The 14,547-nt window shown below is 51.5% G+C and carries 15 protein-coding genes; 4 read left to right on the forward strand and 11 right to left on the reverse strand.

Annotated features, from left to right (window positions below; genetic code table 11):
- Positions 1-7: 7 nt before the first annotated feature.
- Positions 8-757: a DUF835 domain-containing protein gene (locus ACZ5TN_RS08980; protein WP_464916551.1), complete on the reverse strand. Its 750-nt coding sequence runs from the start codon at positions 755-757 to the stop codon at positions 8-10.
- 121 nt (positions 758-878) lie between these two features.
- On the opposite strand from ACZ5TN_RS08980, the gene ACZ5TN_RS08985 reads away from it, so the two are divergent.
- Positions 879-1,112, forward strand: a complete 234-nt coding sequence (locus tag ACZ5TN_RS08985; protein ID WP_011250703.1) for an antitoxin VapB family protein — start codon at positions 879-881, stop codon at positions 1,110-1,112.
- Entirely contained in the window at positions 1,079-1,450 is a 372-nt protein-coding gene (locus ACZ5TN_RS08990; protein WP_011250702.1) for a type II toxin-antitoxin system VapC family toxin, read from the forward strand. The genes ACZ5TN_RS08985 and ACZ5TN_RS08990 overlap by 34 nt, the downstream gene beginning before the upstream one ends.
- 8 nt (positions 1,451-1,458) lie before the next feature.
- Here the strand turns inward: ACZ5TN_RS08990 and ileS are convergent, their stop codons facing one another.
- Complete coding sequence (ileS, locus tag ACZ5TN_RS08995) at positions 1,459-4,656, reverse strand: isoleucine--tRNA ligase (protein WP_464916552.1); 3,198 nt, start codon at positions 4,654-4,656, stop codon at positions 1,459-1,461.
- 194 nt (positions 4,657-4,850) lie between these two features.
- Here ileS and yjjX point away from each other — a divergent pair, with 194 nt between their 5' ends.
- On the forward strand, positions 4,851-5,387 hold the full coding sequence (gene yjjX, locus ACZ5TN_RS09000; RefSeq protein ID WP_011250698.1) for an inosine/xanthosine triphosphatase: 537 nt from the start codon (positions 4,851-4,853) through the stop codon (positions 5,385-5,387).
- Positions 5,388-5,471: 84 nt separating this feature from the next.
- Here yjjX and ACZ5TN_RS09005 read toward each other — a convergent pair whose 3' ends face one another.
- Genes ACZ5TN_RS09005 through ACZ5TN_RS09015 form a run of 3 tightly spaced genes read right to left on the reverse strand, consistent with a single transcriptional unit; the run spans position 5,472 to position 7,065 of the window.
- Positions 5,472-5,849 (reverse strand): hypothetical protein, encoded by a 378-nt coding sequence (locus ACZ5TN_RS09005; protein ID WP_011250697.1) that lies wholly within the window; start codon positions 5,847-5,849, stop codon positions 5,472-5,474.
- 49 nt (positions 5,850-5,898) lie between these two features.
- Complete coding sequence (locus tag ACZ5TN_RS09010; protein WP_464916553.1) at positions 5,899-6,726, reverse strand: DMT family transporter; 828 nt, start codon at positions 6,724-6,726, stop codon at positions 5,899-5,901.
- A 30-nt stretch (positions 6,727-6,756) separates the two neighbouring features.
- Entirely contained in the window at positions 6,757-7,065 is a 309-nt protein-coding gene (locus ACZ5TN_RS09015; RefSeq protein ID WP_054840333.1) for a hypothetical protein, read from the reverse strand.
- A gap of 116 nt (positions 7,066-7,181) precedes the next feature.
- On the opposite strand from ACZ5TN_RS09015, the gene ACZ5TN_RS09020 reads away from it, so the two are divergent.
- Positions 7,182-8,918 (forward strand): glycoside hydrolase, encoded by a 1,737-nt coding sequence (locus ACZ5TN_RS09020; RefSeq protein WP_464916554.1) that lies wholly within the window; start codon positions 7,182-7,184, stop codon positions 8,916-8,918.
- A gap of 198 nt (positions 8,919-9,116) precedes the next feature.
- Here ACZ5TN_RS09020 and cca read toward each other — a convergent pair whose 3' ends face one another.
- The 6 genes from cca to ACZ5TN_RS09050 form a co-directional block, all read right to left on the reverse strand.
- On the reverse strand, positions 9,117-10,487 hold the full coding sequence (gene cca, locus ACZ5TN_RS09025) for a CCA tRNA nucleotidyltransferase (RefSeq protein WP_464916555.1): 1,371 nt from the start codon (positions 10,485-10,487) through the stop codon (positions 9,117-9,119).
- 74 nt (positions 10,488-10,561) lie between these two features.
- A complete protein-coding gene (locus ACZ5TN_RS09030; RefSeq protein WP_464916556.1) occupies positions 10,562-11,653 on the reverse strand; it encodes a hypothetical protein in 1,092 nt (363 codons plus the stop codon).
- A 141-nt stretch (positions 11,654-11,794) separates the two neighbouring features.
- On the reverse strand, positions 11,795-12,298 hold the full coding sequence (locus tag ACZ5TN_RS09035) for a hypothetical protein (RefSeq protein ID WP_464916557.1): 504 nt from the start codon (positions 12,296-12,298) through the stop codon (positions 11,795-11,797).
- Complete coding sequence (locus ACZ5TN_RS09040) at positions 12,261-13,187, reverse strand: hypothetical protein (protein WP_464916558.1); 927 nt, start codon at positions 13,185-13,187, stop codon at positions 12,261-12,263. Before ACZ5TN_RS09040 ends, ACZ5TN_RS09035 begins: the two co-directional genes overlap by 38 nt.
- A gap of 276 nt (positions 13,188-13,463) precedes the next feature.
- Positions 13,464-14,018 carry an RNA 2',3'-cyclic phosphodiesterase gene (thpR, locus tag ACZ5TN_RS09045; protein WP_464916559.1) on the reverse strand — a complete coding sequence of 185 codons (555 nt, stop codon included), beginning with the start codon at positions 14,016-14,018 and terminating at the stop codon, positions 13,464-13,466.
- 39 nt (positions 14,019-14,057) lie between these two features.
- The gene (locus tag ACZ5TN_RS09050; RefSeq protein ID WP_011250688.1) at positions 14,058-14,522 is read right to left on the reverse strand and encodes a phosphoribosyltransferase; all 465 of its coding nucleotides are present in this window, start codon (positions 14,520-14,522) and stop codon (positions 14,058-14,060) included.
- Positions 14,523-14,547: the final 25 nt, after the last annotated feature.

A 14,547-nucleotide genomic window follows, 5' to 3' on the forward strand; every position in this document is an offset into this window, starting at 1 on the left:
TACTTTTTCAGCCTTCTTTTGGAATCTCCCTGAACTCCCTTCTCAATATTGCCATCTGGGACGGCTCCAGTGCCTTTGGATCTGCAACCACGATGAGGGTTGCACCCTTCAGCAGGAGGTTGTCCTTCAGGGTGGTCAGAAACTTTATCACGCTGTTAAAACCGTTTTCTAGGATCAGGTATTCGAGCCCATCCACTATGACGACCGTGTCCCTATCGGCGCTTTCAACGAGCTTGTGGAGTATCGCAGGAAGGCGGAGGGGGTCTATGGTGTTTTCACCGGGCACCTTGCTGAGCCAGAGGTAAGGAACACCCATTTTCTTGAAGGGGTCTGGATTTCTGGAGAGTGCGATGGCCTTCTTGCCCCTTATAAGCTCGAGGACTGCTGGGATGTTTGGGTCGGTGATAATGTGTGCCCCATTTGGCAGATTTGAGTCTCCGCTTAGAGCCTTTGACGGGGTAACGTTAACCCTTACCTTTCGCATGTAGTCAATCAGGTAGTAACTCCCGAGAACGAGGGCGAAGGAGATTATTATGTCGTCGAGGATCTTAGTGAAGGGTGTTGGGTACATGTCGTTCATAACATCGGCAAGAAAGCCGAGCCAGAAAATCACCGTGACGTATGTGCCCCTTCTCAGGAGGCTTGGGGGTAGAGTCGTCTCAAAAATCCTGTGATATCTGTAAAGGATAAAGAGGGCTAACGTAACGATGATTAGCTTGAATATCTCAATGTCGAGTTTTAGGGTAAATTTCACCATGCTCTCACGATACTAATTATGACACATTGTCCTAAAAAATTTTCCTTCCTCTCCATTAAAGCCACTAGGAGTCCACAAGATTTATATGTTTCGTGCATGCATGCACTTATAGGTGGTGCCCTTGGGAAAGACGATAACCATAGCGGACGACGTCTACTACGAGCTGGTAAAGATGAAGGGAAAGAAGAGCTTCTCGGAACTTCTAAGGGAGCTGATCGGCAAGAAAAAGAAGGGAAACCTGGATGTGCTCATGATCGCCTTTGGAACGAGAACACCTGAAGAGGTTGAGGAGCTTAAAAAAGAGCTCAAGGAGGTCGAAGAATGGATGGACTCCTGGACACCAGCGTCGTTATAGAGCTCTTCGGGGGAAACAGAAAAGTCATAGAGGGTCTTTCCCCAGGTGAAACTTACGCGCTCCCCGCTATAGTCCTCTTTGAACTCTACTGTGGAAGCTTGAAGGAGAGGGAAGAGTTAATGCTTGAAATGATACCGAAAGTCGAATTCAACGAAGAGGCCGCAAAGATCGCGGGTGCAATCTTCAGAGATCTGACGAAGAAAGGTCAGCGGCCGCCATTTAAAGACTTACTCATCGCCGCAACTGCAATAGCCCACAATTCAGTCCTTTTCACCTGCGATAAGGGCTTCGAGCGCTTTAAGGAGTACGGACTGAAGGTGAAAATTTTGGAAAAATGAGGGAAGGATTAGACCTTCTCAATCCCTATCCTCGCCTGCACCTCTGGCCACTCGACGACGTAGCCCTTGGCTTCCTCAAAGCGAACTTCCACAGCCCTCGTTTCGCGCATTATGTAGTCGAGGTTCTCCTGGAGGAGCTCGCGGTTCTCGTCGGTCGTCTCGATTGTAACGACGATTCTGTCGTTCACGTCGAGGTCGAGCCTCTTGCGCATCTCCTGTATCCTTCTCACGAACTCCCTCGCCAGTCCCTCAGCCAGGAGCTCCCTGGTGAGGGTCTTGTCCACGAAGACCCTTCCTCCATCGAACTCCTCAGCAACGAAGAAGTCCGGGAGCTTCTCCTCGATGGTTACGTGCTCCCTCGTGATGTGGAAGGTCTTGCCCTCTATCTCGACGTCCATCTCGCCCTTCTCGTATAGCTCCCTGCCGTGCTCGCTTATCCAGGCTATTACCTTCTTGGCGTCGCCCTTGAACTCGGGCCCAACCTTCGCGAAGTTCGGCTTTATGATAAGCTCGCGCTCGACCTTTCCAACGACGACTTCTTTGGCGTTGAGCTGATCCCTGAGTATCCTGTTGATCCTCTCGACGGCCTTCTTAACTGTCTCGTCCTCGGTCTCGATGATTATCCTTCTGACAGGGTAGCGGAGCTTTATCCTGGCCTTCTGTCTGGCGCTTGAGCCTGCCTCGACTATCTTCCTGGCGTACTCCATCTCTTTTTCAAGCTCCTCGTCAATGGCCTTCTCGTCCGCCTCCGGCCAGTCGAGCATGTGGACGCTCTCCACACCGACGAAGGGCCTTATGAGGTTCTGGTATATCTCCTCGGCTATGTATGGCGTGAACGGCGCCATGAGCCTTAGAAGGACGTCAAAGACCTTCCAGACGGTGTAGTAGGCCGCCAGCTTGTCCGGGTCGTCGCCCTCAACCCACATTCTCTTCCTGATGAGCCTTATGTACCACCTGCTCAGGTCTTCGACAACGAAGTTGTAGATGCCCCTTGTAGCTCTTGTCAGCCTGAAGGTCTCTATTCCGTCGGTGACCTCTCCGATGAGGCTGTTGACCCTGCTGAGTATCCACCTGTCCTCCTCCCTGAAGGGAAGTTCCTCTGGATTGACCTTGGTTGGGTTGAAGTTATCGAGGCTCATGTATGTTGTCGAAAGCACGTAGACGTTCCAGAGGATGTTGAGCATCCTCTTGACCTGCTCAAGGCCCTTCCAGCTGAAGCGGAGGTTCTCCCACGGGTTCGTTGCCCAGAGCATATAGAACCTGAACGGGTCCCTTCCTTCCTTCTGGACAACCTCTTCCGGCCTTATGATGTTGCCGAGGCTCTTGCTCATCTTGTCGCCCTTCTCATCGAGGACGTAGCCGTGCATTGCAACGGCCCTGTACGGGACGGTGTCGAAGGCTATGACTGAAGCCGCCTGCTGGGAGTAGAACCACTTGGTAACTTGATCTTCGCCCTCAACTATGAAGTCCGCCGGCCAGAGCTTCTCGAATAGCTCCTTGTTCCTTGGATAATCCAGGGAAGCCCAGCTCGCTATTCCGCTGTCGAACCAGACATCAACGACGTCTTTAACGCGCTTCATCTCCTTGCCGTTCACCTTTATGATGAAGGCATCAACGTAGGGCCTGTGAAGGTCTTCTGGGCCGAGCTTCTCCTCTATCACCTTCAGCTTCTCCTCATAGCTCTCCGGGAGGTCTATCCTCTCACCGTTGACCTCTATCGCGACAGCGAGCTTAACGAGCTCCTCAAAGCTTCCAACGACGTAGTATTCTCCGTCCTCGCTCTCCCATATCGGGAGCGGGATTCCCCAGTACCTCTGCCTGCTTATGACCCAGTCGCCGGAGTTCATGACGCCGTTGTCGTACCTAACTTTCACCCACTCAGGGTACCAGGTCACCTTCTCGTCGTTCTCCTTGATTATCTGGTCCTTGACCTTACTGACCTTGAGGAACCACTGGTCGGTGGCGCGGAATATGAGCGGGGTCTTACAGCGCCAGCAGTGCGGGTACTTGTGCTCTATCTCTCCAGCCTTCACGAGGTAGCCCTTCTCCTTAAGGTACTCGATTATCTCCGGGTCGGCATCCTTAACATAGACACCCTTCCACCTGCCCTCCGTGTACCTTCCCGCGTCGTCAACCGGGCTGTAAACCGGCAGACCGTAGCGCTGGCCGACCTCGAAGTCCTCCTCACCGTGGCCGGGGGCGGTGTGAACCAGTCCAGTACCGTCCTCAAGCGTGACGTGCTCGCCGAGGATTACGCGGTGCGCCCACTCGTACTTCTCGCGGAACTCCTTCTGAGCTGGGTACTCTTCAAGGAGGACATGGGTGTAGCGTATCCCCTCAAGCTCCTCGCCCTTGAACGTCTCAACAATTTCACCCTTGACGCCTACCTCGCTGAGAACCCTCTCCACGAGGGCTTTTGCCATTATCCAGTACTCCTCGCCGTTCTCGGTCTCGACCTTAACCTTCGCGTACTCGTACTCCGGGTGGGCGGCAACGGCGAGGTTGGCCGGCAGTGTCCAGGGCGTTGTCGTCCAGATGAGGAGGTACTCTTTCTCCTTCCACTCAATCGGGAACTTGACGTAGATGCTCGGGTCCTTCCTCATCTTGTACTCGCCGCGGACCTCGTGCTCAGCAAGGGCCGTCTGACACCTCGGACACCAGTGGAGGACGCGCTTGTCCTTTTCGAGAAGGCCCTTCTCCCAGGCCCTCTTGAGCGTGAACCATCCCGACTCGATGTACTCGTTCTTTATCGTCATGTACGGGTTGTCCCAGTCCATCCAGACGCCGAGCTGTTTGAACTGCTCCGTCATGATCTTGAGGTTGTTGAGGGCGAACTCCTTGCACTTCTTTATGAAGTTGTCAACGCCTATCTTGGTCTCTATCTCGCGCTTGTTCTTCAGCTTGAGGGCCTGCTCGACCTTGACCTCTATGGGAAGGCCGTGCATGTCGAAACCGGGCTGTCTCCTGACGTTGTAGCCCTGCATGCTCCTGAAGCGGATTATCATGTCCTTGATTATCTTGTTCCAGGCCGTACCGAGGTGGATTGCACCGCTGACGTACGGCGGCCCGTCGAGGAAGTAGTACTTCGGGCCGTTCTCCCTGAGCTTTTTCACCTTCTCGTAGGTGTTGTTCTCCTTCCAGAAGGCCTCTATCTTCTCCTCAAGCTGACCTGGGTTGTACTCCCTAAACTCTGGCTCCCTGATCATGGAAAATCCCTCCAGAAATGATAGTCAATGCTAACCCAGAAGAGGGTCTCAAGCCTCGAAACGGGCGAAGCGGAGGATAAAACACTCCCCCCTCATGGGTATCGGGCAAAGTTGGGAAGTCTGCTTATAAGGTTTTTGGATGGTTCCTTGGTAATCCCTTTAAGCTGCGTCCCCTCCTTTGAATTGGTGGTAGAATGAAGGTGGCCGTCGGCTCAACAAACCCAGCCAAAGTTGAGGCCGTTAGAGAGGTTTTCCTGGGGATTTATGGAGACGTTGAGGTAGTCCCCATCGAGGTGGACAGCGGAGTTCCTGACCAGCCTGTCGGGCTAGAGGAGACTGTTAAGGGAGCCATCAACAGGGCCAAACAGGCCATTGAGAAAACTGATGCAGACTTTGGAGTGGGCATCGAGGCCGGCCTTTACCGGGTTCCGGAAACGATTACCGGCTACATGGACGTCCAGTTCTGTGCTGTTGTTGACCGGGAGGGCAGAATAACCCTCGGCCACGGGCCGGGCTTTGAGTACCCTCCAGGAGTAATCAGGCGGGTGTTTGAGGAAGGTGTTGAGGTCGGAATTGCGATGGGTGAGCTGGTTAACGACCCCGAGCTGAAGAGAAAAATCGGTGCGATAGGCGTTCTGACCCATGGAATGCTCGTGAGAAAAGAATTGAACAAGCTGGCTGTCCTAATGGCCCTGGTTCCGAGGCTGAACCCTGAATGGTACGGACTGTGAAGGTGTGCCCTCCCCGACCGCCCCCCGGTCACCGCTCCCGGGGGTGTGAGAGGGGAGGGCACTGGGAGTTCAGCGTTTGAGAATTTAAGCGTTCTCCTCGATCTGCCTCTCTTCCTCGGGTTCTCCCTTCCTCCTGCTCTCGTTCTTGATGACCTGGATGACGTAGTCTATGAACTTCCTGACTTCCTCGAGGTCTTCCTCAGGTATGTCTGCTATCTTCTTGTTCTTGGTCTTGTAGGTCAGGAGCTTGAGGAGCGCGAGCCTTCCGAGGGCCGTCTTCGTGCTTATCTCCCCGTTCTTCCAGTCCCTCCAGATGGCGTTGGCTATGCCGTAGAACTCGGGGATGCTGTCGAGGCCTGGGTCTCCAACGTCGATGACCTCCTTGCCAAGGTACTTGTAGCGCTTTTCCTTCTCCTCCTTCGTGAACTCCTTAATCCTCTCCTTAACGTACTCGTGGACCATTCGGCCTCACCTCCAGAGAAGGTTGGATTCAAAATTTATTAACCTTTCGTTAATTTTTCCTGACCTCGTTCAGAATTCCACTCATGATCAGCGCCGCACCCAGGTAGCCCCTAAGGGAGAGCGTCTCGCCCAGAGCTATGTAAGCAGCGAGCGAGCCGAACACTGGCTCGGAAGAATAGATAAGGGCCGCCCTCTGGGCCGTCGTGTACCTCTGATACTTGAGCTGGACCGTGAAGGCTATCACCGTGGCGAAGACCGCCGTGTAGATGACGCCCACCCACGGGAGCACTTCCCTCGGAAAAGCAGGCTCTTCAAAGGCCAGGGCGAAGAGCGCCGAAAAGACGAAGTTCCAGAACAGCTGCCAGAAGGTCAGGCTTAAATAATCCTTCTCGCCGAACTTGTGGACGAGGACTATCTGGAAGGCGAAGCTCACCGCGCAGAGCAGTGTGAGGAAGTCCCCGTAGTTTATGGACGTTCCCGCCCCGGATATCAGGTAGAGGCCGATGACAGCCAAAACTAGCGAAGTTAAGTCCCTTCCGGTCACTTTCTCCCCGAGCATGAAGTAGGCTATGAACGGCGTGAATACAACGTAGAGGGATGTTATGAACGCCGAGTTCGAGGCCGTCGTGTACTTGAGGCCGACTATCTGGAAGCCGTGGCCAAAAAAGAGGGTCAGGCCGAGGATGAAGCCTTCCTTAAACGTCTCACGCTTTAGGGCCCTCCTCCCGAAGATAAGAAGCATGAGGAGTGAAGCCAGACCGAAGCGGTAGGCGAGAAAGAGTATCGGCGGAAAATAGTTGAGACTAACCTTCATGGCGGGAAAGGTGAAGCCCCAGAAGACAGTGACACCGAGGAGTGCGAGTTCGGCTTTTTTCATCGGAAGTCGTCCGATGGGGAGCTTAAAAATTTACTCCCCCGGCCCGTTGATGCAGCCCATGTTCATAGCCAGGAGCATCTCGACGAAGCCGCTTTCAAGGTTCTCCTTTATCTTCGGGAGCAGCCTCAGGAACTCCTCCGTCGTGAGAGGCCTCTTATCCCTGAGCCATTTTACATCTCCGTCGTTCTTATCGAGGACAATAACTTCTCCCTCAGTGATTAGAGGAACGTAGTTCATCTTGACTCCGTACAGCTCTTCGGCGAAGGCGAGCTTTGCCCTCAACAGTTCGAGGTAGTTGGCCAGCTCCTCACCAAGAAGCTCCCTTATCTCCCTTCTCATTCTTCCACCGGGAGAAATTGAGTGTACACCTTTATTAATCTGTCGGACATTTCTGGGTAATAATGGACTTCCGAAAGGCCCATAAACTTCCGAATTGTATCACTCACGGTGAGACAATGGAGATGAAGTACGCCCACCACTTCCACGCCTACCAGCCCGGCGACGTAGTCTACGTAAAGGACGGAGATGGGAAATCCCCAATTGAGTATGAAGAGCGTAAGAGCCCCGTCTCGATTAAAATCCGCGACGAGTACGTCAAGGGCGAGAACTGGACGAGGGCCATGTTGTACTCCTATGAGTACATAAACGACGTCCTCGGCAGGATGAAGGGCGTGAGCGTTGACATAGAGCCGTTCACTTTCCTTATGCTCCTCCACTACCGCAGGCGCGCCTTCGAGGAGACAGTGGAGCTTTTGCGGGAGCTTGACGCTGTCCCGACAACGCCCTTCCACCCTATAGTGCCCCACCTCGACAGGTTTGAGCAGGAAATACTCGCTAAGGTCTCCTTTGACTTCTACTCGCCCCTGATAGAGAACCGTCCAGTCGTGGGCTACTGGCTTCCCGAAGCAGTTATCACCAGCGAGAGCGCTTCAATAGTTGAATCTTCAACTGACAGAAAGCTTGTCTTCCTCCTCGACGAGAGGCAGCTCCTCTACGACTTTCCGCAGGCAAAGTACTCCTGCAACCGCTATCTGAACTCCTTTGTCTTCGGGAGGGAGTGGGAGCTGAGCGACGCCTTTGCCTTCAACACCCTCGATGTTCTAGGTTTGATCGGCAAGACCCTGGAGAGACGGGACGAATACAAGGAGAGCGTTGGTATCCCCTACCTTGTCTTCACGGCAAGTGACCTGGAGAGCCTTCTCGGAAACCCTGCACAGCTTGACAGGTTCATTTCCTGGATGAAAGGCCTCGAAGAGAACGGCGTCGAGAGGGTTTCAGCTATGGAGTTCGTCAGACGGAAGCTCTCGGGAGAGTTCAAGCGCCTTGATGGGGAGTGCTCCTTTGAAATGGGCGTCAAGGACTACTCGGCCTGGAGCGACTACTTCGATCTGAGCCTCGACGGCAAGACAAGCGATTCACGCTGGCTCGGCTACCGCAGGGCCGACGGTAAGGTCTTTGCGAGGGCGGTTAACGGAAGGAAGATAAGCCAGCTCTGGAAGGTTGCCTTCACGAGGCTCTTCGAAGAGCTGAACAGGGTTGTGAGGCTCGGAGTCCTCAGGGCCCTTGAAGACATCGGTGCTGACCGTGAAAGAGCGGCGGAGTTCCTCGTCCGCTACGCAAGGGTCTTCTTCAGGGACTACTATGACTACTTTGGCATGGACACCTCCCTGGACTACGTCCTTGAGCCGGCGAACGGAGAAGAGAAGGCCCTTAAGCTCGGCAGGATTTACTACCTCATGCTCCTGGCCAACCACTCCTGTCCGCGCTTCTGGGAGAACCTCGACACGCGCGTGGCCTTTGGCAACGTCTCGGTCCTTTCGAAGGCGCTCATAGAGCTCATGGAATACTTTGAGGGGAGCGAGCTTCAGGGCCTCTTCATCGGGGCTTACCTCAAGCTTCTGAACTTTGGAGAGCTTTACCACCTCTGGAACCTCGGCACTCTTCCGTCGCTTGAGGGCTGGGAAACTACCGAAAAAGCCTGGGCCGACGCCCTTGCTCCAGAGGTTCCAAACAGCGGCTACAACGTCGTGACGAGAGCGGCTCTCTTCGTCGGAAAGCGCGACCTCAGGGGGTCGCTCAGGGAGCTGATAGAGAACTATAAACTTGAATGGGCGGTCGCAGATACTGGACACATACCCGGCGAGGCGCATGGTCACTGGGAGAACCGGGAGTGGTGCGAGCACAGGGGATAGCTTTTTAAGTTTTGTCCTCCTAATTTTATGACGGTGGGTTACATGGAAAAACAGAAGTCGAATAAGAAAGTTGAAGGTGGGCTGATAGATTGCCTCCAGCGGGGATTCAGCTGGGAGTTCTGCTCAAAATTGGAGGACGCCCTCAACCGTCTTGAGAAGCTAAAACGTGAAACGAAAAGAAAAGACCTCCTCTTGGTCCTAATGTTTAAGGCCTTCCTTCTCTCTGCTCAGGAAGAGGTAGGCCTCGTTCTCTAAAGGCTTCGGCACGTAGTCCACGAGTATCTCTGCTCCTTTTACAGTTTCCCGCAGATTCTTTCCGAGGGCCACCTGGTTCTTCTCAAGCAGTTCTTTGATGACGTCAATGATATTTTCCTTTACCCTCTTCTCCGCGTAGAGCCTCTTGCCAACGAGCCATACCCTCTCGTTCTTTCTGTAGAAGTCCCTGCCTCTCTCCGTGAAGAACTCCGGGCCGGGGTGGATTTTTACCCTCGGCCTCTCAACCCTGTCGAGTTCGAGCATTACGAAGGCCTTTCCGGTACCATACCGTCCAGCGTTCCACCCTAATACTCCAAAGCCCTCCCTCGAAAGGGCCTTCTCAAACCCCCTTGAGCTCCTTTCCAACTGTGGGAAGAGCAGGTCGTCCACCATCTCCGGAACGTCAAAGAGAAGCGTTATTAGATGAGTCCCCTTTCTCCTCAGCTCTGCCAGATAGTCCCCTCCAGTTTTTCCCGTAGGGAAGAAGAACTCAAGCGATGGCCTTTGGAGGAACTCGTCTGCCTTGAAGTAAAGCCTCCCGTACTTCTCCCAGCTCAGGTTAGCGGCCACGTTCCTTCTGGGATCAACGGGGTCTATGACAACGAGGGGCTTGTCCTCTTCAACTTCCCTCTTTACGGTCTTCATCGCTATTTCGGGTTCCCTTCTCAGCCAGCCTGCCGGGTCAATAACCTTTTGCCTCAGTATGAAGTCGGCCTTTTCGAGGACTTCAGCAAAAGAGCCGTACTTTATCACGAGTATCTCCGAGAGGTATCCCGAAAAGCCCCTGACGTATATCTCGCTCCCGTAGGCTTTTATCCCCTTGAGGAAGCGCTTGAGCAGTCTAACCTCGTTGTTCTTTCCGTTGAGGTTCTCGTTCACCCACTTTGTGTGGAGAATTGAGCGGTCAACGGCGGTCCTAACGTCCCTCCAGTCCCTCACGTCGTAGCAGGGAACCAGGTCGACTTTAACGTCCCTGTATCTAGCCCTCACGTATGGGTGCTCCGCGTAGGCTATCTCGTATTCTCCAAGTGTTTTTCCTATCTCCTTCCCAAGCTCCAGTCCCCTCTCCCTCACTTCTTCAAGAGGTGTGTCGAGCGGAAAAGCCAAGAAGAGATCAACGTCGTGGTCTCCAGCGAGATAGGTATCCTTGGCGAGGGAGCCGACGAAGTATGGCTTAACCTCGAGGCCAAGCTCTTGCGCCTTTTCTCTCGCTATACCCTCAAGCTCCCCTATCAGTTCCTTAACGAAGGCCCTCTCTTCCTCGGTTGGTACGATTTTCTGGAGGACTTCAGCGATTACTTCTTCCATCTCCATGCTCACACCTGATTGGAGTTCGCATTGAGGTATTTTATTGCTTTTGTTGGTGGAGTTAGAGAGAAAAGTAGGAGTTACTTTCTGAGCTTAGCTACCAGAGCCATCCCGACGATTAAGACCACAGCTAAGATAACTCCAAAGTATGCTCCTTTAGCCTGGCCTCCATCTCCAGTATTCTGAATTCCGCGATCTGGCCGTGTGGCTTCCTTTATTTTTGTCACCTGCAGATGAGCTTCCCCCACTTTCAACTCCGCCGGGACGACCTTCACGTCTGGAGTGATCTCCTTGAACTGGACACTGGATGAGTACGCGCGGCACTCAGCGCCCTTCAGCGGCACCGTTAGGAGAGTCCCGTTCGAGAGGAGAAGAATTGAATTGTTCTCCACTCTCAGGGCTTTTCCGGAAAAGTTAAGCCCCGTTAGAAGTTTTCCCTCGGCGTTGATAACAAACGTCCCGGTCGTTGTTCCGAGAGCGCAGGTGTCATCGTTACAGGCCGCTCCGAGGACTTTCATGCTCCAAAACCTGTCCCAGTCCTCTTCTCTTGGGCAGGCGTAGGAGTTGAACCACTCAATTTTTCCGTCGGGAGACACCCTTAAGGCAAAGTAGTCAGCTATCCACGGAGCGTCGCTCCCGCCGCCGTAAACCCCTGCAACGAGCCCATTGTTTCCAAGGGAGATGGCGACATCTGGATAGTCATAGTATCCCGTGTTGAGAACTTTGGTCCAGATAAGGGTTCCATCCCGGGAGAGTGCCCCTATAAAAAGGTGGGACTTTGGATCGTCGGGCAAAATGTAGGTTCCTGCCACAAGGATGTAGCCGTCCAGCGGCGCAAGGGCGTTTATTCTCACACCGGGAGGGACTTCAGTTGCTCTTGTTACGAATTTGATTGTCCAGAGGGTTTTTCCATTTTTGTCGATCACTCCAACGACCTTCCCGTCTGTGAAGACAATACCTCCATCGGGCAAAACTCTTGCGTCGCGGACGCTCACGTTCTTTGCCCAGAGCAGGGTTCCGTTACCGTCGAGCTTGGCTAAAACATCACCGATGAGGAGAACGCCGTTGTCGGCTGGAATTAGGCGTTTGATATGGGCATTCTTTTGAATCTCAACCACCCATAGAGGTTCCAGGCTTTCAGTAAGCTTAACGAGGGTATTGTTTTCGGTCATAGCATATATACCTTCGTCCGAGACTGCAACTCCCTTGAAAATCCAGTTTTGGGCAGATATAATGTCAGAACACAGAAGAAAAGCCAAAAACATGGAAATGAGGGGAAAAAGAATACGCCGATCCATTTTTATAGTACCCCCTCAGGATTTTGCAAAGTACTGACTGGCGGATTTATCTGGTGCAAAGCATCCTCCACAGTGTGCGTTTGCCCATTTTGAATATTGACAGCCGTATCCATTGCAGTTTCCTCCGTACTTGCATACTAACCAATATGGATTAGTAACTATTTTAGTGGTGTATTTGTATGGAGGAGTCCTAGGATTTGTAAATAAATATTTTCCGTAAGACGAGGAAGGTAGACATCTGACTCTTCCCTTGCTGAAATAACAATCGTATTGGAATATCAAGTTTGTCTCTTCATATCGCTGTGTTTCCTGCCGGTATACCAAAGCAGAGTAAAAAAACTTTATCTGAACAGAACTTACTTTAAGCTCCCAGTTTCTGCTTATTTCTTGGGCAGTCTCCCAATAGATGTTAATAATTGTTGATTCTTTATTATCTGGGGGAAAAGTGTAAGTGCACCAATCTCCAACGTGGTAATCCTTATTAATCCTTATTAGGGAATTCTGAACTGTACATCCCAACCCACACAGCTACGGGTCTGAGGTTGATGAAGGTGTAAGTCTGATAGCTTTTAAGCGCAGGCAAGAGTCTATAAAAGCTCAAACAACAGTCAAAGTCTTCGTCGTAGCCTTTTTGAATTTCTCTACAGTTTATTTTTCCGTTACTTTTTAACTGACAATTGTGATCGCTATTAGCACTGATGGCTAAGCTATTGCTATTTTTTGAGAGAAAAGATCTAACTCGTAAGTTATCTCTTAATGCAGCATACGCTCTTAGCTGATTCCATAATATTGATTGATTGTTCATTAATGAAAAGACTTTGCTGATGACGTCATCTCCCATGGCAGTTCCTGAAGAGATGTTTTCAAGTATGCTGTTTATTTTGTTGTCAATTAATACTATTTTATCAAAGGTCATTTCACCCATAATTGAAAGCTTTATTATAGCGTCCTCAGGGTTCCTTACGTCTTTGAAGTTAGGCATGGTCTTCTTATATTTGTTTAATTCAGCACTTGTTACTCCAATGTTTTCGCCGTTTAGGTATTGTCTATATATCTGTATGCTTCCTGCTTTTCTTTGATAGAATGCTCTTTTGCTTTTTGACACTTCAATATCCCTGTGGAGTTCAACTATTTCCTTCAGTAACTTGGAATCCCGTGTTGTCTTTATCTCTTTAGAGATCTCTTTCAATCTGTTTTCTTTTTGAGTGATATCTAATGTGAGCTTTTGAATTGTCATATTTATTTCTCGTAATGCAGTATCTGGGTCAAAATTTGCGCATACCCTTGTATTGGTCTCGTTGTCTTGAGGTAGGGATATTACCTGAGCTGGAGGATTGTTGAAGTCAAGATTTACTGCGCTCAATTCGAGGGAGGCCCCCAAGACAATCATTCCTAACATGACTATCACTATAATTTTCCACTGCATTAGGTTTATCCTCCATAACTTATCTTCAATTCATTATAGTATCTTTGTCCTTATAAATATTTTTGTCATTTTCTCTAAATTTTTTATGTTAACTTGAAATGAAAAAAATTGTTCTTGGATGTGGTCTACTTTTATGATATCTCAAAAGAAAAAATCTGAATAATGGGGGGCATAGGCATGCAATCGAAAGAAAAAGATTTGTATCAGTCAATAAGGATACCGAAGTTCTCCAGAAATGTCCACAGGCCCCTTACAGCTTCAATCGGCCAGCTCAAACCTGGCAACCGTCTCGTATATCGGGCCCTTTGGCGTTAGCGTGCTCTTCTTCAGCTCTATCGCCTCGACCTCGAACTCCCCAAAGTCCTCGTTGGCGAGGTCTTTAAGGGCCATGGCAAGCTCAAGCTTGTCCCTGACGAACTTCACCCTGCCAATAGTGATGTGGGCGACGAAGTCCTTTTCCTTCTTGAAGCCGAGCTTCCTCATGGCCTTCTCCACATCTTCAGCTATCGCCTTTATCCCCTCGTCGTTCTCTATCCTCGCCCAGATGACCCTCACGTAGTTCGGGTTCGGGAAGACGCCTATCCCCTTCACCCTGACGCGGTGTTTCTTGTGTTTCTTTGCTATCTCCGCAAGTGCCCTCTTGACTTCCTCGGCGGTCGTCTCGTCTATCTCTCCGAGGAACTTAAGAGTCACGTGAAAGTTCTCCCTCTCGACGAACTTTATCTTGGCCGCCTTGTTCCCTATCCTTTCCTGGGCCTTGAGAAGGTTGTCCCTAACTTCGTCGCTGACGTCTATCGCTATGAACGCCCTCATGCTATCACCGAGAAGAGTGGGAGCGGAAGAATAAAAACCTCACTCCCTAACAACTACCGGAAACTCCTCCCACGGGAAGACTATCCACTTGTCCGTCCTGAAGACGTAGAAGTCCGGGACGACCTTCGTCCAGGGCTTCATGCTGAGGCAGGCGACCTTAACCTCCTCGGCTCCAGCTTTCTTTACCTCCTCGATGACAACTTCGAGGGTCTTTCCGGTGTCGCTTACGTCGTCCACAATAACGACCTTCTTTCTTTCAAGCGAGCCGTGGAGCGGGATGTTTATGACCGGCTTCTCCATTCTCTCATCTATGTCCTTGTAGAACTTGACGTCTATGACCTTCACTTCAAGGTCGCCGAGGATGTGGCTGAGCCTCACAGCTGGGATAAGCCCGCCCCTCGCGACTCCAACGATCACATCCGGCATGAAGTTCTTCCTCAGCTCGTCCGCCAGGGCGAATATGGCCCTGTCAACCTGCCACCAGGTGAGGTAAACCTTGTCCATGAGCATCACCCCTTAATAAGTCCGG

Source organism: Thermococcus sp. JCM 11816 (genome assembly GCF_055396515.1).